The organism is Arthrobacter sp. TE26545 (assembly GCF_056279005.1).
The window spans coordinates 2,915,419-2,937,200 of record NZ_JBWBQM010000001.1 but is presented as its reverse complement, the minus strand read 5'-3'; the positions used below and the strand labels follow the sequence as shown (position 1 = coordinate 2,937,200).

Below are 21,782 nucleotides of genomic sequence, written 5' to 3'. Positions count from 1 at the left end.
GAGTCATATTCTTTTTGTTCATAGTGAAGATCACATAGAAGGCGCTTTCTTCGCCATTGCCCCCACCGGGCGGATACGGTAGATGCATGACGTCCAGCATCACCACCGAATCCGTGCGCCCCACCCGCAGCATCCCCGCCGACATTGCCCGCTCATGGCTTCTCGTAAACGCCATGAAGACGGAGCTTTTCGACCAGTCGGCCAGTTCACGCGCAGACGCCATCATCCTGGACATCGAAGACGCCGTTGACCCGTCCCAGAAGGACCACGCCCGCGAAAACGTGGTGAACTGGCTGTCCGGCGGCGGCCAGGCATGGGTCCGCATCAACGATGCCACCAGCCCCTTCTGGGCAGACGACCTCGCGGGCCTGCGTGGCACCCCGGGCCTGCTCGGCGTGATGCTCGCCAAGACCGAGTCTGCGGACCAGGTCACCGAGTCCTACCACCGCATGGACGGCAAGACCCCTGTGATCGCCCTGGTGGAGTCCGCCGTCGGCATCGAGGAAGCGAACCACATCGCCAAGGGCCAGGGCTGCTTCCGCCTCGCCTTCGGTTCCGGCGACTTCCGCCGCGACACCGGCATGGCCGCCACCCCCGAAGCCATGGCGTACCCGCGCGCCAAGCTCGTCGTCGCCAGCCGCGTCGGCAACCTGCCCGGCCCCATCGACGGCCCCACGGTCGGCACCAACCACCCCATCCTGCGCGAGCAGACGGGCATCACGGTGACCATGGGCATGACCGGCAAGCTCTGCCTCGCCATCGACCAGACCACCGTCATCAACGAAGTCATCAGCCCCACTCCCTCGGACGTCGCCTGGGCCACCGACTTCATGAGCGATTTCGAAGCCAACGGCCGCGTCATCCGTGACGGCTCAGACCTGCCGCGCCTCGGCCGGGCCGAAAAGATCATGAAGCTCGCCGTGGCTTTCGGGGTCCAGCCCTCCCTGTAGCCATGCTCGTTCACGGCGTCGCCTGGGATGGTCCTTGGACACAGGACGGTCCGCCGCCGTTGGGAGGAATGCCCGACGGCGGGTCCCCGGCCCTGCGCTTCCGGGCACCTTCCGGGGAACCCGGCCGTGTTTCGCTTGCCCCCGGTGCCAGCCTTGGTTTCCGCGTGCTCGAGGGGCTGTGGTGCCTCGGCCGCAGCAAGGTCCACGGACCACAGGAACGCCTTCACATGCCCTGCCCCGACGCCGCGCCGGCCGAACGGGGCAAGCAATGCGGGCCGTGCTTTGCCCGCGACGATTTCCGCTTGATGCATGATTTCCACCGGGGCGGCTCCGTTCCGGCAGGACTGCGCTCCTACCTGATGCAGCCGCACTGGCTCTACCTGGCCACTTTCGCCGGCGGCGCCACGAAGGTTGGCACGGCCTCTGCAGTGCGCAAGTGGCAGCGGCTCGCGGAACAGGGCGCCGTGCGGGCCAGCTACGTGGCACATGCCGAGGACGGCCGCGTTGTGCGCATCCTCGAAGACCTCGTCACCCAGGAACTCGGGACGGTCCAGCTAGTCAGGTCGGCCGCAAAGGCGGCCTCCCTGCTTGAGCCGCTGGCCGACGTCGAGCTTTCCGCGATCAACAAGCGGGCCGCCGCCCGCACGCGCGAGTTCCTGGACAGGCTTGCCTTGGGCGGCTTTTCCACCGTGGAGGAGGAATGGCAGCGGCCTGCCTTCGCGGAGGAAGCCTGCAGTCTTGTCGATGACCGGACGCGGCACCCTTACCCGCGGGCGTTCGACGGCGGCGCCCACGGTTTCACGGTCCGTTCCCTGACCGGCGCTACTGCCCTGGTGTCCCTGCCGGGCGAGGAATCCGGTTTCATCGCGGGCCTTGGGGCGCTCAAAGGCCGCCGGATCGAGTTCGGGGACTACCACACGGACGTTCCCGCGCTCCAGGACTCCCTCTTCTAGCGTTGCTGGGCCAGCTTTACGTCCAATGGCTTCGCCAAAGCACGCAGAGCGGGCCCCGCAACGCATCGGTAGACTTGGCTGGTGCTGAACGAATTCTGGGCCACCGCCTCCACCGCCTACAAGACGCTGGTCTTCAGCGCGATGGGACTGATCGCCGTCGGGATCATCCTCACCATCGTCGGGAACTCCAGCCAGAACAAGGCCCTGGCCCTGGCCTCCCTGGGCGTGATCGGCCTCGGCCTGGTGCTGCACGTGGTGGGCTTGGTGGTGCGCGGGCAGCAGATCCGCAGGACGCTCAGGAAATAGTCACAACTGCTGCTAAGGTCCGCCCGCCCGATAGGGTTGGAGCCATGACAATCAATCCCGACCTGCAGGGCCGCAGTTACCCTGCCGCTGAGGTGTACGACGTCGGCCGCGAGAAGATCCGGGAGTTCGCCCGGGCGGTCAAGGCCACCCACCCCGCCCACTTCGACGTCGACGCCGCCAGGGCGCTCGGCCACAGCGACCTCGTGGCACCGCCCACCTTCGCAATCATCGTGGCGCAGCGTGCCGATGCCCAGCTGATCGAGGATCCGGAAGCCGGAATCGACTTCAGCCGCGTGGTCCACGCCGACCAGCGCTTTACCCACCACCGCGCCATCGTGGCCGGCGACCAGCTGCGCGCCGAACTGCACGTGGACGGCGTCCGCGCCATGGGCGGCGGTGCCATGATCACCACCCGCGCCGAAATCTTCACGCTCGGCGAGGACCTGCAGCGCGACCCGGTCGCCACCACCACCTCGTCCATCCTGGTCCGCGGAGAGGGACAGTAAGCATGAGCCTGAAAATCGAAGACCTCGCTGTCGGACAGGAAATCGGCAAGCGCAGCATCGACGTCACCCGCCAGGACCTGGTGAAGTACGCCGGCGCGTCCGGCGACTTCAACCCGATCCATTGGAACGAAGCCTTCGCTACGGGCGTGGACCTGCCTGGGGTGATCGCCCACGGCATGTTCACCATGGGGTCGGCCGTGCAGTTGGTGAGCGACTGGGCCGGCGACCCCGCCGCCGTCGTCGACTACCAGACGCGGTTCACCAAACCCGTCCTGGTCACCGACACCACGGGCACTGACGCGCCCGGCGCGGTGATCGAGGTGGCCGGCGTCGTGGGAGCCCTCGACGCCGACGCCGGAACCGCGCGCATCGACCTCACCGTTACGTTCGAAGGGCAGAAGGTCCTGATGAAGTCCCAAGCAGTTGTGAAACTCGCTTGAACACCATCCTTGAACGGGGCGAAGGCGCCACCGCAGCAGATATTGCGCGGTGGCGCTTTGCTGTCATGGCCGCGTACGGGGCCAGCGGCATCGCCGCGGCGTCCTGGGTCTCCCGGCTCCCGGCGGTGCGGAACGGGCTGGAACTCACTCCGGCCGCCGTCGGGCTCATCCTGCTCTGCCTGACGGCGGCCTCCTTCACGTCGGTGTCCGTCTCCGGGCTGGTGGTGCTGCGGCTCGGTTCGGCCCGCGCGGCACGGATCGCCTGCGTGCTGAGCGGCAGCGGACTGTTCCTGCTCGGCCTGGGCACCTCGGTCCTCTCCAGCCTGGTGGTGGCAGCGTGCGGCCTCGCGCTGCTGGGCCTTGCAAACGGCTGCTACAACACCGCCCTGAACGTCGAGGGCGCCGCCGTTGAGCGTGCACTCGGCAAGTACGTGATGCCCTGGCTGCATGGTTCCTTCAGCCTGGGCACGGTGGCCGGCGCCGCGGCAGGAGCCTGGGCCGCTGCCGCGAAGCTGTCCGTGGCGTGGCACCTGGGCCTGGTGGGCGCCGTCGCGATCGCCGCGGTGCTGATCGCCAGCCTGTCCTTCCGGGCGGACCGCGAAAGCGCCGGACGCACCGGCACCGCCCTGCAACGCAAACCCGTGCGCCCGCGGAAAACGGACACCTTCGAAGATCCCACCACGGGTCCGCTGCCGATCATCAACCCGGCCCTGGCCTCGGAAGCCGCTTCGCTGCACGGCAAGCGGCTGGTGGCCATGGCCTGGCGGGAACGGCGCACCGTCCTGCTCGGACTGATGGTACTCGGGCTGGCGCTGTCGGAGGGCGCGGCAGGTGACTGGGCGGCACTGGCGCTGGCGGACGGCCACGGCCAGAGCGAGGCGGCGGGCGCGGCGGGCTACGGCGTGTTCGTGACCTTCATGACCGTGGGCCGCTTCGCTGGGACCTTCCTGCTGGACCGTTTCGGCCGGGTCGCGGTCATGCGGGTCTGTGCGGCCACGGCCTTCCTCGGGGTGGCAACGTTCGTGTTCGCGCCCGTGCCGTGGATCGCCTTCGCGGGCCTTGGTCTTTGGGGCCTCGGCACCTCCCTGGGCTTCCCTGTCGGCATGTCCGCCGCTGCAGACGACCCCGTCCACGCAGCGGCCCGGGTCTCGGTGGCCTCGACCATCGCCTACGGCGCCTTCCTCTGCGGTCCGCCCGTGCTGGGCTTCCTCGCCGAGCACTTCGGCATCCTGCACGCCCTGCTGACCGTGCTGCTGTTCCAGGCCCTGAGCTTCTTCCTCGCCCCGGTCCTGCGCAAACGGCCGGCGCCGGCCGCAGGCTAGACTCGATTGGTGACCCAGACGCTGCTTTCCGAACTGACCACCGCCGCCGTGGGCGGACCCGCCGCCCGCTATCTCGAGGCGCGCAGCGAAGCGGAAATCATCGACGCCGTCCGTTCCACCGATGCCGCGGGGGAGAAGCTGCTCATTGTCGGCGGCGGTTCCAACCTGTTGGTCGCCGACGCCGGGTACCCGGGCACCGTCCTGAAGATCGCCTCCGAAGGCTTTACCGTCAGCTCCGAAGACACGTGCGGCGGGGTGTCGGTGGTGGTCCAGGCCGGGCACAACTGGGACGCGTTCGTCGAGCACGCCGTGCTGCACGCCTGGTCCGGCATTGAGGCACTCTCCGGCATCCCCGGGGCAACGGGTGCGACGCCGGTGCAGAACGTGGGTGCCTACGGCTCCGATGTCTCGCAGACCATCGCCTCGGTGCGCACCTGGGACCGTGAAAACAATGCGGTGAAGACCTTCAGCAACTCGGAGCTGAAGTTCGGCTACCGGGACTCGATCCTCAAGCAGACCACGGTCGAGGGCTCTCCGCGGTACGTCGTGCTCACTGTCGAATTCCAGCTGCCGCTGAGCCGGATGAGCGCCCCCATCCGTTACGCCGAGCTCGCCCGTTCCCTCGGCGTCGAACCCGGCAACCGTGCCTACGCCAACGATGTCCGGCGCGAGGTCCTGCGCCTGCGCGCCTCCAAGGGGATGGTCTTCGACCCCGCGGACCGCGACACCTACTCCACAGGCTCCTTCTTCACGAACCCCGTGGTGTCCGCTGCGGACGCCACGGTCCTTCCGGAAGGTGCTCCACAGTATCCGGCTGGTGCGACCGGCCTGGTGAAGCTTTCCGCGGCCTGGCTCATCGAGCAGGCCGGCTTCGCCAAGGGCTACGGGCTCGACGCCGCCAGCGTCTCCGGCGGCCGGGCCTCGCTTTCAACCAAGCACACCCTCGCGATCACCAACCGGGGCAACGCCAGCGCCGAAGACATGGCAGCCGTCGCGCGCGAGGTGCGCCGCGGCGTCGTCGAACGCTTCGGGATCGAACTGCACCCCGAGCCGCTGCTGATCGGCCTGGAACTCTAGAAGACCTGAACTCTAGTCCCTTTCCTCCGGCACCCGGACCTTGTTCAACAGCAGGAAAGTCAGGCCGCAATCCACGGCTCCCAGCAGGAAGAGCTGGCTGAACGCGGTGCTCTGCGGTGACGGGCCTGTGGGGGAGACCCAGCCGGCGGCCGCGAAGCCTGCCACTGCCACCAGCATGACGACGGCGGCCAGCAGGAAGCTGCGCGCCTGCTCGTCTGTTCCCCTTCGCCCCGGCCCCGTCTGCTGTCCGTTCCCGGGCTGGGTGAAGATGGCCAGGACCAGGAATACAGCGGACGCCACGGTTCCGGCAAGTCCCGTGGCCTGCACGGCCTGCATGGCAGGGCTGAGCCGCACGCCCGAGCCGACCGCGACGGCCAGCCCGCAGACAAGCCCGACGCCGGCCAGGCCCCAGGCAAAGGCTGCCAGGCGCCGGCTCAGGGGCCGCAGGAGCGTGCCGCTCTCACCGAAAAGCATGCCTCCAGCCTAGGAAATGCTGCTGTGCGGAGGCTGGAAGCCCGGTGGGTAACAGCCCCTAGGATGAGGTCATGGTCTCCGTGAAAAGCCGTCTCAACGCCAAAACGATGGGCCGCCTCAGGCTCGCTGCCCAGGGCCTCCTGGGCAGCGCTCCCGGGGAGCCTGCAGGCTTCGCCTCGGCGGAGGAATGCGTCCGCCACATGACGGCCATGCAGGCGCAGGACCTGGCCTCGGCCCTGTGGGCGGTGGGGCAGCGGGTTCCGGGCAGCACGGCGTCGGATGTACGGGGCGCCCTCGACTCCGGCACAGTGGTCCGTTCGTGGCCTTTCCGCGGCACCCTGCACCTGGTCCCGGCACAGGACTTGCGTTGGATGCTGGAGATCACGCGGGGGCGCATGGTCCGGGCCGTGGCGGGCCGGCACCGCGAACTCGGAATCACAGCCGACGACGTTGCGCACTGCCGGGACATCGCCGGGGAACTGCTGGCCGCAGGGAAGGGGGTCACCCGCGAGCAGCTCTTCGAAGCCTTTGAGGAAAGCGGCCAGATCACCAAGGCCCAGCGCGGGGTCCACCTGCTGGGGACCCTGTGCCTGCACGCCTGGCTAGTGCAGGGCCCATTAGCGGGCAGCAACGGCAAAGCAGCAAGCCAACAGCTCTTGATGCCGTTCGAGGAATGGATTCCGGAATCGCGAAAGCTGGGCCGCGATGAAGGCATCAGCGAACTCCTGCACCGGTATTTCCGCAGCCACGGCCCGGCCACGCTGGACGACTTCTGCTGGTGGACGCAGATCCCCAAGACGGACGCGAAGGCCGCTCTCGGCCGGATCAAGGACCAGCTGGTGGAACTGGAGTTCGAGGGCGCGAGCTACTGGATTCCGCCGGAAACGGCTTCCCTGCTCGACGACGGCGTACCCGGCGCCCGCACGCTCCTCGCCTTGCCCGGCTTCGACGAATTCCTGCTCGGCTACAAGGACCGCAGCCTTGTCCTCGCGCCGCAACACGCCCAGAAAGTTGTGCCAGGCGGCAACGGGGTCTTCAAACGGGTGATCGTCTCCGGCGGTACGGTGGTAGGCACTTGGGCGCGGAGCGGCACCGGCCGAAATGCCGGCGTCGTGCCTGAACCCTTCGACCCGGAGGGCTTGCCGCCGCCGGCGGCGCGCTCCTTCGAGGTGCAGGCAGCGAAGTACCTGAAGTTCATGGCCGGCTGAGGCGCTATTCCGCGAAAAGCAAGGTCCCCGACGGATAAATCCGCCGGGGACCTTGCTTGAAAGGTGTTGCTTAGAGCGTGCCGGTAGCGATGTTCAGCATGCGGCGCAGCGGTTCGGCAGCGCCCCAGAGGAGCTGATCGCCGACGGTGAAGGCGCTGATGTAGTCCGGGCCCATTTCGAGCTTGCGGATACGGCCCACCGGAATGTCCAAGGTGCCGGAGGCTGCCACGGGCGTGAGGTCGGCCATGGAGGCTTCCTTGGAGTTCGGAACCACCTTGGCCCACTCGTTGTCCTCGGCCAGGAGCTTCTCGATCTCCGCGACGGACAGGTCCTCGCGCAGCTTGAGGGTCAGCGCCTGGGAGTGCGAGCGCATGGCACCGATGCGGACGCACAGGCCGTCCATGATGATGTGGTTCTCGTCCGAGGTGCCCAGGATCTTGTTGGTCTCAACCCCGGCCTTCCACTCTTCCTTGGACTGGCCGTTGCCGAGGTCCGCATCGATCCAGGGGATCAGGGACCCGGCCAGCGGGACGCCGAACTGGGTGGCGTCGATGTCGGTGCGCTGGTGGGCCAGGACCTTGCGGTCGATGTCCAGGATGGCCGACGCCGGGTCGTCCAGTTCGGTGCTCACTTCGGCGTTGAGCGTGCCGAACTGGCTCAGGAGTTCGCGCATGTGGCGGGCGCCGCCACCGGAAGCCGCCTGGTAGGTCATGGAGGTGCCCCACTCGACGAGGCCGTTCTTGAAAAGCCCGCCCAGGCCCATCAGCATGCAGGACACGGTGCAGTTGCCGCCGATGAAGTCCTTGGTGCCGTTGGCAAGGCCCTTGTCGATGACGTCGCGGTTGATGGGGTCGAGCACGATGATCGAGTCGTCGTTCATGCGCAGGGTGGAGGCGGCGTCGATCCAGAGGCCGTCCCAGCCGCGGCTGCGCAGTTCGCCGTGGACCTGCTTTGTGTAGTCCCCGCCCTGGGCGGTGACGATAATGGGCAGCTTCGCCAGCGTGTCGACGTCGAACGCGTTCTCGAGCTTGCCGGCGCCTTCAGCGAAGGAAGGCGCGGCACCTCCCGCGTTCGAGGTGGAGAAGAACACCGGGTTGATGTTGGCGAAGTCGTTCTCTTCCTGCATGCGCTGCATCAGGACGGAACCGACCATGCCACGCCAACCGACCAGTCCAACGGACGGATTAGCTGCTGTAGTCATTGGACCAGTCTAGACTTTCGCGCCCATGCGGTGCTGTCGGTTACGTCACGGGTATGTAAGCCCGACGGCGGCATGATGCGTCCTGCGGTCAGGTCCCGTCGCTGGGGTTCGCGTTGTGGCTGGGCGCGTTGCTGTACACGCGGCCCTTTTGGGATTGAAGCTTGCCGCGGTGCCGGGGCGGGCGCAGCTTGGCCCGCTTGGCAGCCCGGCGGCTGCTGACGATGACCGCGAGAACCAACACGGCTATGAAAAGCCCGACGATGAGCGGGGACCATGAAGGATCCATTTGGTCATTCCACGGGGAGGGGGTCACGTGCGGCTTGCTGGCTCCGGGACGCCGCGTTCGCGGCGGCGCTGCCGCGCCCGGTAGTCGGCGGCCGCATAGTGGAAGCACAACCAGGAGAGGCCGAAGAAAAGTACTGACAGTGCCGCCGCAACCCAACTCCCCGCTTCGGGAGCCGATCCGCTGAGCCCCAAGTAAGCAAGCACTCCGGCAAACGACGCACTGAAGGTGCCCAGAATCGCCATGCCCCACCACGATGTCAGCTGGTTGCCGGTGGTAGCGGGTTTCAGGCCCAGCTCATCCAGTGCATAACTGTGGAGCTGGCCCGTCTCAGTCCGGACGAGCCGCCGCTCGCGGCCGGCCGCAACTGCCGCATCGTGCCAGGCCTTCATGGCCATGTTGCGCTTCTGCCGCAGTTGCTGCCCGCCGGATCCGCCATCGGCAGGGAAGAGTGCATCAACGTCGGGTGGCCTTTCGATGTCGAACGGGGGCATATCGGCAGCTGACTCGCCAGGAAAGGGAGCGTTGCTTCCGGGAAAGTTGGCGCGTGTGAGTGGAACGCGCCCCGGGTAGTACTGGAACCACTGTCGGGCGTCGGCGTCACTCACCAGGAATTTCGGCGTGGGCAGTCCTTTGCGTCGCCGCAACGCTGCAGCTCCATGGGCCCGGACCGCTGCGTTGTAAACTCCCGCCAGCGCCGGGCTGAACACGGCTGTGAGCACGGCGCCAAACACGATCACGGATGTGTTCAGCATGCCGATGCCTATGGCAATGAGTGCCGGTGACAGGAGGCCTGGTGCCAGCAAAAGGATCGCCGCCGCCGTCGTGGCCGCTCGCCAGTCCCTGGGCATTCCTCCGACGGCTCCCCATTCGCCGGGAGTGTAGGCATGGATAACCGAACGGTCGCGTCCGGTGGCGAAGAAGAGGCTGCGTTCCGCCCTGTGAGAGAGCCCCGCCGGGAGATCGACAGTCTCGCCCGGGTACGGATCGGCACTCCCGGGGAAATTCGAGCGCGAATCCGCAATGATCCCGGGCCATCTCAGGAACCACCGGCGTGCCACGGTGTCCGGCAGTTCCAGGCCGGGTTCCGGCAGCCCACGGTCCCGGCGGAGTTTCCGGGCTTCTCTGATCTGGGCGATATGGAAGACGCTGATCGCGATGGTGGTGCCGTAGATGCACAAGCCCGCAATTCCGGCGTTGAATTGGTGCGGCTTCAGGGCGGACCAGACGCCCTGAAGCACCAAAATGGCGGAGAACAACAAGGGCACTGCGAGAAACGATATCTGGATCGCCAGGCCGGGAATCGTTCCGGGCCACAGGCCCTGCAGAAACCCGCGGCGGACACCCCATTCGGCGGGAGAGTATGCGTAGACGTTGTAGTCCGGACCCATGCTGTAGTAGTACGGTCGCTGACGCTTTTTCATCGGCATCGATGGATTACCGTTCGGCGTCGGGCTCCTGCAGCAATGACGCCTTGCGTGCCCTCAGCGCAAAGAAGGCGCCGAAGGTGAACACCTGGGTGACCACCACCAGCACGATGATGCCTACGATCTTGTTGCCGCCCAGGATCATGGTGAGTCCGACGATCGCGGACACGAGCGCGAGCAACGGCAGCAGCATGTAGCCGAGCACGAACAGGGTTTCAGGTTTCTTCAGCATTCCTCAGTCTTCCGTCCGGCGCCACGTGGTGATCCGGTATTTGGTGCCGTTCTTCGACTCCAGCCAGCCCTCTGCGGGATCCGTGGATTCAACTGCCCAGTGCTCGCCGAGATCGGGTGCATAGGTGTCGCCGCCGGTTTCGGAGTCGATGATGGTGATCACGGCGTGGTCGGCCAGGGCCATGGACTGGCGGTAGATTTCGCCGCCGCCCACGATCCAGACCTGTGCGTTGCCGGGCGCGAACTGCGACTCAAGCAGCGCCTCATCGAGCGAGGACACGACGACGGCGCCCGCCGCCTCGGGCGTGCCGGCCCAGCCTTCCTGCCGGGTCACCACGATGTTCGTCCGGCCGGGCAGCGGCCGGTACTTTTCGGGGAACGACTCCCAGGTCTTGCGGCCCATGATGACGGGATGCCCCGTGGTCAGCGCGCTGAAATGCTTCAGGTCCTCCGGGATGTGCCAGGGCATGGTGCCGTCCCGGCCGATGACGCCCTTGGTGGTCTGCGCCCAAATCAGGCCGATCTGCGATGCCAGCTCCCGGCTGTCCTGGGATCCTGCGCTGCTCATACTGCCACCGGTGCCTTGATGGTGGGGTGGTGCTGGTAGCCGACCACCTCGAAGTCCTCGAAGCTGTAGTCGAAGATGGTGTCCGGTTTGTGGGTGAAGCGCAGCTGCGGGTACTCGTAGGGTTCGCGGCTTAGCTGCTCCGTGACCTGCGCCAGGTGGTTGTCGTAGATGTGCACGTCGCCGCCGGTCCAGACGAAGTCGCCGGGTTCCAGGCCGAGCTGCTGCGCCACCATCATCGTGAGCAGGGCGTAGGAAGCGATGTTGAACGGCACGCCCAGGAACATGTCGGCCGATCGCTGGTAGAGCTGGCAGGACAGCTTCCCGTCCGCCACGTAGAACTGGAAGAAGGCGTGGCACGGCGGCAGGGCCATGTGCTTGATTTCGGCGACGTTCCAAGCCGAGACGAGGTGCCGGCGGGAATCCGGGTTCTCCGCCAGGCCCTTCATGAGTTCGGCGATCTGGTCCACGTGCCCGCCGTCGGGAGTGGGCCAGCTGCGCCACTGCACACCATAGACAGGTCCGAGCTCGCCCTCGGCGTCCGCCCATTCATCCCAGATGCTGACGCCCTGTTCCTGGAGCCATTTCACGTTTGAATCCCCACGGAGGAACCACAGCAGCTCGAGGGCAAGGGACTTGAAGTGCACCCGCTTGGTGGTGATCAGCGGGAACCCCTGGCTCAGGTCGAAGCGGAGCTGGCGTCCGAAAACACTCCGCGTGCCGGTTCCCGTGCGGTCCGACTTGTGGGTTCCGTTGGCCAGGACATCGCGAAGAAGGTCTTCATAAGGGGTGGGGATGCTCACGGATCCAGCTTACTTTAGCCGCCCGCGCAGGAGCCCGATCACGGCCTCTGCGTCCAGTCCTGCCTTGCGTGTCGCTGCGGCCAGGCGGTCGACGGCGGCCAGCACCTCCGCCGTCGGCGTGTCGCCCGGACCGCGGGAACCGAAGCCTCCCGCCGCAGGGGCTGGGCCGAGCACGACGGTGCCGTTCCGCCGTCTGGACTCAATCAGTCCGGCAGCCTCGAGTTCCTTGTAGGCGCGCGCCACGGTGCCGGCAGCGATGCCGAGATCAGCGGCGAGGCTGCGGACGGTAGGCAGCTTGCTGCCCGGGGCCAGGGAGCCGACGGCGATCAGTGAGCTGATCTGCGAGCGGATCTGTTCGTAGGGCGGCACCGCCGAACGAAGTTCAAGTGAGATTCCGGTCACGGCGCAGCACCTTCAAGGTGCTGGCCCGCCGCCCGGGGCAGTGCGCGCAACAGGGACCGGACCGGGGTCACGGCGATGGCGAGTCCCAGGGTGGCGACGACGGCTCCCGCCGCAATTGAGAACGGCGAGTCCTGGGGCACGAAACTCCTGGGTTCCTCGAACAGCGGCAGCAGTGCGTGGCTCAAGGTCATCAGCAGCAGCCCCGTCTGCACGAAGCAGTAGGCGGCCAGCGTGCGCACGATCCGGTAGGCGGTGATGGTCCGCAATGCACCATCCAAGCCGGCGGTCTTCCCGGGCGCCGGGATGGCCGGCCGGCGGCGGACCGCCCACCACGCGAGGGCCCCGGCCGAAAAGACTCCAGCGGTGAGCCCGACGACGGCTGGCCAGGCGGGAACCTCGTACAGCATGCCCTGGCCCACGGCTGTGAGGACCAGGACCACGCAGAGCAGCAAGGCCCCGATGATGGCCGTGCCCAGCAGGCCGCGGGAGACCGGCTGTTGGGGCCAGTCGACGGAGGCGTCGCGGCTGCCGTAGTTCGCGCCGGTGAGTAGTTCCCCGGCCGCGATGGCAAGCAGCAGCAAGGCAGCGATCACCGCCGCCCATACGGCAAAGCCCCAGCTGCCCGCCGCCGCCATGGCCGGGATGAGGAACAGGCCGCCAAACAGGGGGAGCGCCGCTACAACGCCGAGCCATGCACCGATCGAAGCCGACAACCTCGCCGCGGGATGTGCGTGGGTATCCCGGCTGAGCGGGGCTTCACGCTGTTTATCGATTGCGGCGACGGACGGCAGCTCCCCGGGACGCCACCACCACATCGCGAGCAGAACGATGAGGTTGAACAGTCCCAAGGCGTTGAACCAGGAATTGTATTGTTCGCCGGGAGCAGGACGCGCGGCAAAGTTTCCCGCGATGGCCGCCAGTCCGGAGGCGATGGTTGCCACCGTCCGAAGCAGCCGGTTCATGGCGAGCGTGCGCAGCGCCCGGTTGTCTCCGGCGTCGAGCGTTTCAAGCCGGCGCCGCCGGGCGATCAGCCACAGGACCAGCAACGTGCCGGCCGCCAGCAGGATCAGCCCGCCGCCGAGCCAGGCTGCCAGTTCCGCCCCCGGAATCCTGCCGTCCTGGCCCGAGCGGCTGTAGCTTCCGTCCGACGCGGTGACCGGCTGCACCGGGTCGAAGCCCGGGAGTGCGGAGATCCAGATGATCGCCGCGGCGGCACCGGCGAAGATGGCGGCCGTTGTCCATGCCAATCCGCGGGGCAGGAAGTCGCGGATCCTCCGGATCGACAGCTCCGCATGCCTGCGTGACTGCTTCGGTGCAGGGTAGCTCAACTGGCCGATGGCATGTACGGCGAGGGTGGCAGCCACCGGCCAGCCCAACGCCGTCACAAGATCCTCGGGACGGGACGGATAGTTGCCCGGGGCGCTGTTGGCCTTGATGATCCCGGCATTCATGGCGCCCTGGAGGGAACTTGCCATCCAGCCGATGATCCCCACCCAGAATGCGTGCTTGGACACCGTGGCCGCGCTGCTGCCCGTCTGTGGCGCCCACACCACGAAGCGCAGGAACAGGTAGACGACGGCCGCTCCGGCGGCAGGACCCAGGAACACCGCCGGCGGCAGATAGAACTCCATGATGACAACCCCCAAACTTTGTATCAATGTACTAAGTGTTTGATACAAAGAGTGGCTTCGTCAACGGGCCAGGGCAGCTATTCAGTCGTCGAAGGGCTTGACCTGTTCGACGGCGACGATCCGCCCGCCGTTGGCCCGGGACACCTGGCAGACGATCATTTCACCCGGTGTCAGGTACGGATCTTCCTTTGGAAGGAGTTCGCCGAGTTCCGGGCCCATGTGCCGGGCCAGCGTCTTGAGGATGGTCGGCAGCGCCGGCCTGTGCGTGCAGACGGCAACCGCCTGCTGCTTGTCAAACAACGCGGAGACAATGTCAGCGGTCTTCTTCGGCTTGCGCTCATGGGCGTGCTCGGTCAGGGCATCCACCAGTTTCACCTTGGCGCCGGCGGCCTTGGCATAAGGGGCGATGGTGGCAATGCACCGGGTCCACGGACTGCTGACGATCCGCAGCGGCTTCCACGCCTCCAGCAGCCGCTGCACAGCGAGGGCCTGCCGCTGGCCAGTGGCCGCAAGCGGCCGGCTGCCTTCGGCCTTCGTCCACGAAGACCGCGGCTTGGCCTTGGCATGCCGGACCAGGATCAGTGGCCAGGTTTCCAGCTCGCCGTTGGCATGGGCCTTCGCAAGTTCCTTGAGCGGTGCGACGTCGCTGGGATTGCTCAGGTACTGGGCTGCCCGCTCGGGACCCGCCCACATGACCGCGTCCACTTCCTTGCCGTCGGGCTTGATGCCGTTCCCGTTGAGCAGGGCGGAGTTCAGGTGCACGGCCCAATAGTGGACCACCTTCAGGCCGGCGGTGACGTGGTAATGGATCGGCGGCAGCGGGATCCCGAGGGTTGCCCGGACGCCGATCTCCTCGAAGACCTCGCGGACAGCGCATTCGGGGATGGTTTCCCCGGGATCGATCTTGCCTTTGGGCCATGACCAATCGTCGTACTTGGGCCGATGGATCAGCAGTACTTCCAGGGCACCCTTATTAAGGCGCCACGGGATGGCCCCTGCCGCGGTAACCGCGACTTCCTCGCCGGGATGGTCGGTCTGGTCCGCGATCGGTGTATCGCTCTTCACCGCTGCTGCCTACCGCCGGGCTACTGCCCGCTGGCGGGACCGCGAGGCCAGGAGCCAGGACTGGATGTCCAGTAGCGGCGTTCCGTCCTCGGCCAGGTGGTGACGGGTCCAGTGGCCCTCATTGTCCAGGTGCCAGCTCGCCGTTCCGGGGTCGAGGTAGCGCCGCAGCAGGTCCATGACCTCCGCGGTGTCTTCCCGGCTGGACAGCTGGACCAGGGCCTCGACGCGGCGGTCCAGGTTGCGGTGCATCATGTCTGCCGAGCCGATGTAAACCACAGGATCGTTTCCGTTGGCAAAGGCGAAGACCCGCGAGTGCTCCAGGAAGCGGCCGAGCACGGAGCGGACCGTGATGTTCTCGCTCAGGCCCGGGACACCCGGGCGGAGGGAACAGATGCCGCGCACCAGCACGTCCACCTTCACACCAGCCTGCGACGCCCGGTACAGGGAATCGATGATGGCCTCGTCCACCATGGAGTTGACCTTGATCTGGACCCGGGCAGGCAAGCCGGCACGGGCGTTGCTGATCTCGGCTTCGATCCGGTCGATCAGCCCGGAACGGACGGACCGCGGAGCGACCAGGAGCCGCTTGAAGGTGGATTTCGGTGCGTAGCCGGAGAGTTGGTTGAAGAGCTTGGACAAGTCCTCGCCCACCTGCTCGTTGGAGGTGAGCAGGCCAAGGTCCTCGTAGTAGCGGGCCGTGCGCGGGTGGTAGTTGCCGGTGCCGATGTGGCAGTAGCGGCGCAGCCCGTCCACTTCCTGGCGGACCACCAGGGAGAGCTTGCAGTGCGTCTTGAGGCCCACGATCCCGTACACCACGTGCACACCGGCCTGTTCGAGCTTGCGGGCCCAGGAGATGTTGGCCTGCTCATCGAAGCGAGCCTTGATTTCCACGAGCGCGAGGACTTGCTTGCCGGCTTCGGCGGCGTCGATGAGCGCGTCCACGATCGGGGAGTCGCCCGAGGTCCGGTACAGGGTCTGCTTGATGGCCTGGACCTTGGGGTCCGCGGCGGCCTGCTCCAGGAACGCCTGGACCGAAGTCGAGAAGGAGTCGTAAGGGTGGTGCAGCAGGATGTCCCTGCGGCGCATGGCCGCGAAGACGTTGGCGGCCTTGGACGTTTCCGATTCGTTCAGGTACCGGGAGGTATGCGGCACGTGCTTAGGGTAGTGCAGGTCCGCGCGGTCGATTCCTGCGATCACGGACAGGCCGCGCAGGTCCAGCGGGGCCGGAACCGAGTACACCTCGGACTCTTCGATGCCGAGTTCGCGGATCAGCAGGGCCCGGATGTTCGGGTTGATGTCCGTGGTGACTTCCAAGCGCACGGGCGGACCAAAGCGCCGGCGCAGCAGTTCCTTCTCGAGGGCCTGCAGGAGGTTCTCGGCGTCGTCCTCTTCGACCTCGACGTCCTCGTTGCGGGTGACGCGGAAGCTGTGGTGCTCCATGACTTCCATGCCCGGGAAGAGCTTGTCCAGATGGACAGCGATGACTTCTTCGAGGGCGATGAAACGGGCCACACGGCCCGGGACGGCGCCGGCGCGCGGGCCGTCGATCGAAACGAGCCGGGGGAGCTGGTCCGGCACTTTGACGCGGGCGAACAGTTCCTTGTCGCTCACGGGGTTGCGGACGATCACCGCGAGATTCAAGGACAGGCCGGAAATGTAGGGGAAGGGATGGGCCGGGTCCACGGCAAGCGGGGTGAGGATCGGGAAGACCTTCTCGCTGAACATGGTGCTCAGCCGGTGCTGGGCCTCGTCGTCGAGCTCGTTCCAGTGCATTAGGTGGATGTGCTCGTAGGCCAGGGCCGGGCGGATCTGCTCGGCGAAGACCCGTGCATGGCGTTCCTGCAGCTTGTGTGCGGCCTCGCCGATCTGCTCCAGGACCTCGATGGGGCTCAGCCCGGCGGGGGAGGGCACGGCAAGTCCGGTGGCGATGCGGCGCTTGAGGCCGGCCACCCGGACCATGAAGAACTCATCCAGGTTGGAGGCGAAGATCGAAAGGAAGCTGACACGCTCCAGAAGGAAGAGGTCAGGGTCTTCGGCCAGTTCCAGGACACGGGCGTTGAAGGCAAGCCAGCTCAGTTCCCGGTCCAGGAAGCGGTCCGGGGAGATATCGCCTTCCGGTTCCAGCGACGGGGCGAATTCGGGGATGTCGATGCGGTCCTGGGTGGCCCTGGACGCGGGTACCTCGGAGGAGCCGAAGCGGGAAGGCAAAGTGGAACCTTTGACCTCGGTCTTGGCCGTTCCTGCCGGTTCCGGGTTCATCGGATTCTCCTTCATTCTTCAGCGGGTTTCCTTCAACCCTACAAGTATCGCCGCGATGCGGAATTCCGCGTGACCGGTGCATGAAGCCGCCACCCGGCGGCACGTTAATTCTCTGTTAACGGCCCGTACATGACGTCCGCATCCCAGCGGACGAATCCCAGTTTCTGGTATAGCGTGACGGCGGCCGTGTTGTCTGCATCCACGTAGAGCATCACCGCATGCAGCTCGTGCTGTTCCAGGTGCCGGATCCCGGCCACCGTCAGCGATTTGCCGAGTCCCATGCCCTGCGCCGCGGGAGTCACGCCAACCACGTACACCTCGCCGATGGGCGGGTGCCCGCCGTGCCCCGGGTGCACCTTGGTCCAGTGGAAGCCGAGCAGTTCGCCTGCGCTGTTTTCTGCAAGCAGGAAGCCTGCCGGATCGAACCAGTCCTCGGCCATGCGCGCCTCAAGGTCGGCCAGCGTCATGGACCCCTGCTCCGGGTGGTGTGCGAACGCCGCTTTGTTAGCCGCAAGCCACGCCGGCTCATCCTGGCCCGGCACGAAGGCGCGCAGTGTTACGCCGTCCGGGAGGCCGGCGTCGGGCATTTCAGAGGTCGAGGCCATGAGGCGCATCCGCCACAGTTCCCGGACGGGACCATACGAAAAGCGGGCGGCCAGCCGCGCAGCGGCGGCGTGGTCACCGTGGGACCACGCGTTCAGCCCGTTCAGGCCGCGGGTGTCCTGCAGGTAGCCGAGCAGCCGTCCGGCGACGCCCTGGCTGCGGTAGCTGGGGTGCACTGCCATTTCGAGGACCCCGGTGCCGTCCTTTTCCCCGACGACGACGGCGACCCCCGCCAGATCCTCGCCGCTGGACGGGTCGCTGTCCTCGTCCGGGGCGTAAAGAGCCAAGGTGCTGAGCGGATGCTCCGAGGAGCCTGCGCCACGCAGCAGCACCAGTGTTTGTTCGGACAACGGCGGGTTGCCGTCCGCCTCTTCCGCGGCTGCAGCCAGGGATTTGATGTCCCTGAGCAGTTCCGGGTCCGCGGCGCCATCGACGGCGAGGACCGGCCATTTTTCCGGATGCGCAAGACTCATGCAGCAAGGCTATACGCCCTGCGGCGGATTGCACCCGCGGTATCCGTTTTGCCGGAACTGCCGCGGCCCTGTAAGGTCTATGTTTCGTCCGGCTCTTCGGAGCGGACTGCGAGGGGGATCCGCCAGTGGGGCGGCCTCGATACGTTCGACCCGTATGTCCTCCACCACGAAAAACAGGGAAGGCCCGGACTCAGTCCGGGCCTTCCCTGTTTTGCAATGTGCCCCAGTGGTCGGGCTCAGGCGTCCGAAAGCTCTCAGGCGTCCGAAAGCTCGTCGTCCGGCAGCCTGACGAGCGTCAGGCGGTAGCCGACGTTGCGCACCGTGCTGATGAGGTTTTCATGGTCGGCACCCAGCTTGGCCCGCAGCCGGCGGATGTGGACGTCCACGGTGCGGGTGCCGCCGTAGTAGTCATAGCCCCAGACTTCGGTCAGCAGCTGCTGCCGGGTGAAGACCCGGCCCGGGTGCTGTGCCAGGTATTTGAGGAGTTCGAATTCCTTGAAGGTCAGGTTCAGCGGCTGTCCGCTGACCCGTGCGGTGTAGCTGGCCTCGTCGATGACGACGCCGGCGGCGCGGATCTCGCTCTGCGTTTCCTCTTCTTCGGGCACAGCGCGGGCCATGGCCAGGCGGATGCGGGCCTCGACTTCCGCGGGACCGGCGGAGTCGAGCACGATGTCGTCCACGGACCAGGCCGAGGACACGGCGGCCATGCCGCCCTCGGTGAGGATGAGCATCAGTGGTGCGCTGAGTCCCGTGGCTTTCAGGAGCTGGGTCAGCGAGCGGGCGCCCACGAGGTCCTTGCGGGCGTCGAGGAAGACGACGTCGGTGGGGTCGGTGTCGAGCAGCGCAGTGGGTTCTGCCGGCAGGATGTGCACGCGGTGGTTCAGCAGCTCCAGGGCCGGCAGGATGTCCACGGACGAGCCGGGGCTGTTCGTCAGGAGCAGGATGTGCGACATAGTTCCTCCAAGGGGCGGGCCGCGCATCATCGGGCGTCTGGACCGGGCTTCCACCGGCGTCTGACTGCGTCGTGAAGCCGGCTACCCCCGAAAGGGACCTCGGGTAAGGACCCGGCAATGCGATCGCTGTTTGACATTTGAGTATACCCGCCGGGCGAATCGAGGACATGGATTAGGGCAGTCTGCAGCAACTTCGGCGACATATTTCGGCCGCATAGGGCAGGATGGGCGAAGGATGTTCAACGCCGGGTCCGCCGCTGAACGCAGGCCGCAATGAAGTCAGGAACGCAGTGAAGTCTTGGAACATCGGGGTGGTCGGCCTCGTCACACTCGCGGTCATCGTCGCCGGATCGTATGCCCCCGCCGGGGTGATGGTGGGCGTCGGGATCGTGGCAGCGGCCGTCGTCGGCATCGGCTGGCCGCACTTCCTGGCCGTTCCTGCGAAGAAGACCCTCGCCGCTGTCATCGCCCTCAGCGGGATGGGCTCCGCCCTCGCCGCCGCGTACGCGCCGGCGCCCGGCTTCCTCGACTACGTCCCCGCGTTCATCGCCACCGGCGTCATCGCTGTCTTCATCGTCCAGCTGGTCCGCGGCACCGGCCAGGCCCAGCGCCTTGAATCGACCCTGGGCAGTTGCGCCGGTGTCCTGCTCAGCTGCCTCGGGGCCGGCTGGATCGCCAGCGTGCGCTTCAACGGCGTACAGGAGATGGTGCTGGTGGCCGGCCTCAGCGCGGCCGTGGCGCTGCTGACCGGGCTGCTGCGCTGGCCGGACCGGATCGTGGCCCCGCTGGGCATCGCCGCCGCCGGGCTGGTTGCCCCGCTTGCCGGGCTGGTGTTCTCCAACATTTCCGTCGCGGCTGCGGCAGTGGTGGGCGTGGTGATGGGTTCGGTGCTCCTGAGCTTCCGGCGCATGGTCACCCTGCGGCCGGGCCGGCTCAACTTGGCCGCCGTCCTGGGCATGGGGGTGGCACCGGTGTGGGCCGTGGGTTCGCTTTGCTACTTCATCGACAAACTACTCATCTACTAACAGTTAGGATGGCATCATGTCTGTTCTTGCCTTTGAAATCTTCTTCCTTGTCCTGCTCGGCCTGGCCAGCATCTCCATGGCCTGGTTCGCCAGCTTCGTCGTTTACCGCCTTTTCAAGGGCCAGAAGTAATAGTCGTTTCCCTGTCGCGCTGAGGTAGAACTGCTGTGCCCATTGAAATTCCCACGGATCTGACACCCGAACTCGTCCCCCTGTCCTGGCTCATCGGTGAGTGGGAAGGCCGCGGACGCCTGGGAAGCGGTGAAGAGGATTCCGAACATTTCATCCAGCACGTCTCCTTTACGCACAACGGCCTGCCATACCTGCAGTACCGCGCCGAAAGCTGGCTCAGCGACGAGCAAGGCACCAAGCTGCGGCCGTTGACCGTGGAAACCGGGTTCTGGGCGCTTGAGCGCGAACTGGTCGAGGCCGACGGCGGGCCCGGGCTGATTCCCGCGGACATGGTTCCCGTGCTGAAGAACGCCGACGACGTCGAAGCCCGCCGCAATGCCGACGGCGGCTTCGACCTGACGGTGACCATCACACATCCGGGTGGCATTTCCGAGCTCTACTACGGCCAGATCAAGGGGCCCCAGATCCAGCTCAGCACCGACATGGTGATGCGCGGCAGCCATTCGAAGGAATACACGGCGGCCACCCGGATCTTCGGCCTGGTGGACGGCAACTTGCTCTGGCGTTGGGACGTCGCCGCTGCCGGCAAGTCCCTCGAAGCCCACGCTTCGGCGTTCCTGAACAAGGTTTCCTGAATAAGGGTTTCCTGGGGAAGGTCTCCTGAACAGCGTTCCCTGATCTGCCGTCCCCGGGCACCATGGTTCCATGTGCAAGCTGGCTCAGGTCCAGCTCACGCGGCCAAGGGAGTGATCCGATGGAAGAACAGGTGAAACCGGGCGGCTACGCCGGCCTCAAGGCCGTCTTCTTCAACGGGACGCTGAAGCCGTCGCCGCAGCTCAGCCATACCGGAGGCCTGATCGAGGTCAGCCGCCGCATCATGGAAAAGCAAGGCGTCAGCACCCGCGTTATACGCACGGTCGACCACAACATCGCCCCCGGGGTCTATCCGGACATGCGCGAACACGGCTGGGCCGGCGATGAATGGCCGGAGCTCTACCCTGCCGTCCAGGAAGCGGACATCGTGGTGCTCGCGGGGCCCATCTGGCTGGGGGACAACTCCTCCCAGACCAAGAAGATCATTGAACGCCTTTACGCGCATTCCGGGCAGCTCAACAGCAAGGGCCAATGGGCGTACTATCCCAAGGTCGGCGGCTGCCTGATCACTGGCAACGAGGACGGCATCAAGCACTGTGCCATGAACGTGCTGTACAGCCTCCAGCACGTCGGATTCACCATTCCGCCGCAGGCCGATGCCGGCTGGATCGGCGCGGTGGGTCCCGGCCCGAGTTACCTGGACGAAGGTTCCGGCGGCCCGGAAAGCGACTTCACCAACCGGAACACCACGTTCATGACCTGGAACCTCCTCCACCTGGCGCGCCTGCTCAAGGACGCCGGCGGCATTCCCGCCTACGGCAACCTCCCGGCCGAATGGAAGGCCGGAACCCGCTTCGACTTCGAAAACCCGGAATACCGCTAGGCCCAAAGGACTTCTACT

The 21,782-nt window shown here is 66.5% G+C and carries 24 protein-coding genes; 11 read left to right on the top strand and 13 right to left on the bottom strand.

The genetic code is table 11. From position 1 onward, the window contains the following. Positions 1 to 86: 86 nt before the first annotated feature. From ACZ9CK_RS13330 to ACZ9CK_RS13300, 7 genes are all read left to right on the top strand, one after another. Positions 87 to 950 (top strand): HpcH/HpaI aldolase/citrate lyase family protein, encoded by an 864-nt coding sequence (locus ACZ9CK_RS13330; protein ID WP_426299202.1) that lies wholly within the window; start codon positions 87 to 89, stop codon positions 948 to 950. Between the two features lie 2 nt (positions 951 to 952). Then, positions 953 to 1,903 (top strand): DUF2797 domain-containing protein, encoded by a 951-nt coding sequence (locus ACZ9CK_RS13325; RefSeq protein WP_476050171.1) that lies wholly within the window; start codon positions 953 to 955, stop codon positions 1,901 to 1,903. 81 nt (positions 1,904 to 1,984) lie between these two features. Then, a complete protein-coding gene (locus tag ACZ9CK_RS13320) occupies positions 1,985 to 2,209 on the top strand; it encodes a DUF3188 domain-containing protein (protein ID WP_426299198.1) in 225 nt (74 codons plus the stop codon). A 44-nt stretch (positions 2,210 to 2,253) separates the two neighbouring features. Continuing rightward, a complete protein-coding gene (locus ACZ9CK_RS13315) occupies positions 2,254 to 2,715 on the top strand; it encodes an FAS1-like dehydratase domain-containing protein (RefSeq protein WP_426299196.1) in 462 nt (153 codons plus the stop codon). A 2-nt stretch (positions 2,716 to 2,717) separates the two neighbouring features. Then, positions 2,718 to 3,155, top strand: a complete 438-nt coding sequence (locus tag ACZ9CK_RS13310; RefSeq protein WP_426299194.1) for a MaoC family dehydratase — start codon at positions 2,718 to 2,720, stop codon at positions 3,153 to 3,155. A 65-nt stretch (positions 3,156 to 3,220) separates the two neighbouring features. After that, positions 3,221 to 4,477 carry an MFS transporter gene (locus ACZ9CK_RS13305; protein WP_426303491.1) on the top strand — a complete coding sequence of 419 codons (1,257 nt, stop codon included), beginning with the start codon at positions 3,221 to 3,223 and terminating at the stop codon, positions 4,475 to 4,477. Positions 4,478 to 4,486: 9 nt separating this feature from the next. Further along, positions 4,487 to 5,554 carry a UDP-N-acetylmuramate dehydrogenase gene (locus ACZ9CK_RS13300; protein ID WP_476050170.1) on the top strand — a complete coding sequence of 356 codons (1,068 nt, stop codon included), beginning with the start codon at positions 4,487 to 4,489 and terminating at the stop codon, positions 5,552 to 5,554. Positions 5,555 to 5,566: 12 nt separating this feature from the next. On the opposite strand, the gene ACZ9CK_RS13295 is transcribed toward ACZ9CK_RS13300, so the two are convergent. Next, positions 5,567 to 6,028: a hypothetical protein gene (locus ACZ9CK_RS13295; RefSeq protein ID WP_476050169.1), complete on the bottom strand. Its 462-nt coding sequence runs from the start codon at positions 6,026 to 6,028 to the stop codon at positions 5,567 to 5,569. A 71-nt stretch (positions 6,029 to 6,099) separates the two neighbouring features. On the opposite strand from ACZ9CK_RS13295, the gene ACZ9CK_RS13290 reads away from it, so the two are divergent. Beyond that, complete coding sequence (locus ACZ9CK_RS13290; protein WP_476050168.1) at positions 6,100 to 7,236, top strand: winged helix DNA-binding domain-containing protein; 1,137 nt, start codon at positions 6,100 to 6,102, stop codon at positions 7,234 to 7,236. A 70-nt stretch (positions 7,237 to 7,306) separates the two neighbouring features. On the opposite strand, the gene asd is transcribed toward ACZ9CK_RS13290, so the two are convergent. The 12 genes from asd to ACZ9CK_RS13230 all read right to left on the bottom strand — a co-directional run bounded on the left by asd (position 7,307) and on the right by ACZ9CK_RS13230 (position 19,132). Continuing rightward, on the bottom strand, positions 7,307 to 8,437 hold the full coding sequence (asd, locus tag ACZ9CK_RS13285; protein WP_476050167.1) for an aspartate-semialdehyde dehydrogenase: 1,131 nt from the start codon (positions 8,435 to 8,437) through the stop codon (positions 7,307 to 7,309). An 88-nt stretch (positions 8,438 to 8,525) separates the two neighbouring features. Next, positions 8,526 to 8,723 (bottom strand): hypothetical protein, encoded by a 198-nt coding sequence (locus ACZ9CK_RS13280; protein WP_476050166.1) that lies wholly within the window; start codon positions 8,721 to 8,723, stop codon positions 8,526 to 8,528. A 23-nt stretch (positions 8,724 to 8,746) separates the two neighbouring features. After that, positions 8,747 to 10,144, bottom strand: a complete 1,398-nt coding sequence (locus ACZ9CK_RS13275; protein ID WP_476050165.1) for a hypothetical protein — start codon at positions 10,142 to 10,144, stop codon at positions 8,747 to 8,749. Positions 10,145 to 10,157: 13 nt separating this feature from the next. Beyond that, the gene (locus ACZ9CK_RS13270) at positions 10,158 to 10,379 is read right to left on the bottom strand and encodes an NF038396 family protein (protein WP_476050164.1); all 222 of its coding nucleotides are present in this window, start codon (positions 10,377 to 10,379) and stop codon (positions 10,158 to 10,160) included. A gap of 3 nt (positions 10,380 to 10,382) precedes the next feature. Then, entirely contained in the window at positions 10,383 to 10,946 is a 564-nt protein-coding gene (locus tag ACZ9CK_RS13265; RefSeq protein ID WP_426299178.1) for a dihydrofolate reductase, read from the bottom strand. Beyond that, the gene (locus tag ACZ9CK_RS13260; RefSeq protein WP_426299176.1) at positions 10,943 to 11,746 is read right to left on the bottom strand and encodes a thymidylate synthase; all 804 of its coding nucleotides are present in this window, start codon (positions 11,744 to 11,746) and stop codon (positions 10,943 to 10,945) included. Before ACZ9CK_RS13260 ends, ACZ9CK_RS13265 begins: the two co-directional genes overlap by 4 nt. 9 nt (positions 11,747 to 11,755) lie before the next feature. After that, entirely contained in the window at positions 11,756 to 12,148 is a 393-nt protein-coding gene (locus ACZ9CK_RS13255) for a GntR family transcriptional regulator (protein ID WP_426299174.1), read from the bottom strand. Next, positions 12,145 to 13,779 carry a hypothetical protein gene (locus ACZ9CK_RS13250; RefSeq protein WP_476050163.1) on the bottom strand — a complete coding sequence of 545 codons (1,635 nt, stop codon included), beginning with the start codon at positions 13,777 to 13,779 and terminating at the stop codon, positions 12,145 to 12,147. The genes ACZ9CK_RS13255 and ACZ9CK_RS13250 overlap by 4 nt, the downstream gene beginning before the upstream one ends. An 81-nt stretch (positions 13,780 to 13,860) precedes the next feature. Beyond that, positions 13,861 to 14,844: an NUDIX hydrolase gene (locus ACZ9CK_RS13245; RefSeq protein WP_476050162.1), complete on the bottom strand. Its 984-nt coding sequence runs from the start codon at positions 14,842 to 14,844 to the stop codon at positions 13,861 to 13,863. A gap of 9 nt (positions 14,845 to 14,853) precedes the next feature. Next, positions 14,854 to 17,103, bottom strand: coding sequence for an RNA degradosome polyphosphate kinase (locus tag ACZ9CK_RS13240; RefSeq protein WP_426299168.1), 2,250 nt, complete (start codon positions 17,101 to 17,103; stop codon positions 14,854 to 14,856). 104 nt (positions 17,104 to 17,207) lie between these two features. Continuing rightward, positions 17,208 to 18,179 (bottom strand): mycothiol synthase, encoded by a 972-nt coding sequence (gene mshD / locus ACZ9CK_RS13235; protein ID WP_426299166.1) that lies wholly within the window; start codon positions 18,177 to 18,179, stop codon positions 17,208 to 17,210. A gap of 254 nt (positions 18,180 to 18,433) precedes the next feature. Next, positions 18,434 to 19,132 carry a winged helix-turn-helix transcriptional regulator gene (locus ACZ9CK_RS13230; protein WP_070350330.1) on the bottom strand — a complete coding sequence of 233 codons (699 nt, stop codon included), beginning with the start codon at positions 19,130 to 19,132 and terminating at the stop codon, positions 18,434 to 18,436. Between the two features lie 290 nt (positions 19,133 to 19,422). Between ACZ9CK_RS13230 and ACZ9CK_RS13225 the strand changes: the two genes are divergently transcribed. The 3 genes from ACZ9CK_RS13225 to ACZ9CK_RS13215 all read left to right on the top strand — a co-directional run bounded on the left by ACZ9CK_RS13225 (position 19,423) and on the right by ACZ9CK_RS13215 (position 21,764). Beyond that, complete coding sequence (locus ACZ9CK_RS13225; RefSeq protein WP_426299164.1) at positions 19,423 to 20,157, top strand: permease; 735 nt, start codon at positions 19,423 to 19,425, stop codon at positions 20,155 to 20,157. A 165-nt stretch (positions 20,158 to 20,322) separates the two neighbouring features. Next, positions 20,323 to 20,922 (top strand): nitrobindin family protein, encoded by a 600-nt coding sequence (locus ACZ9CK_RS13220; RefSeq protein ID WP_426299162.1) that lies wholly within the window; start codon positions 20,323 to 20,325, stop codon positions 20,920 to 20,922. A 119-nt stretch (positions 20,923 to 21,041) separates the two neighbouring features. Then, positions 21,042 to 21,764 carry a flavodoxin family protein gene (locus tag ACZ9CK_RS13215; protein WP_476050161.1) on the top strand — a complete coding sequence of 241 codons (723 nt, stop codon included), beginning with the start codon at positions 21,042 to 21,044 and terminating at the stop codon, positions 21,762 to 21,764. Positions 21,765 to 21,782: the final 18 nt, after the last annotated feature.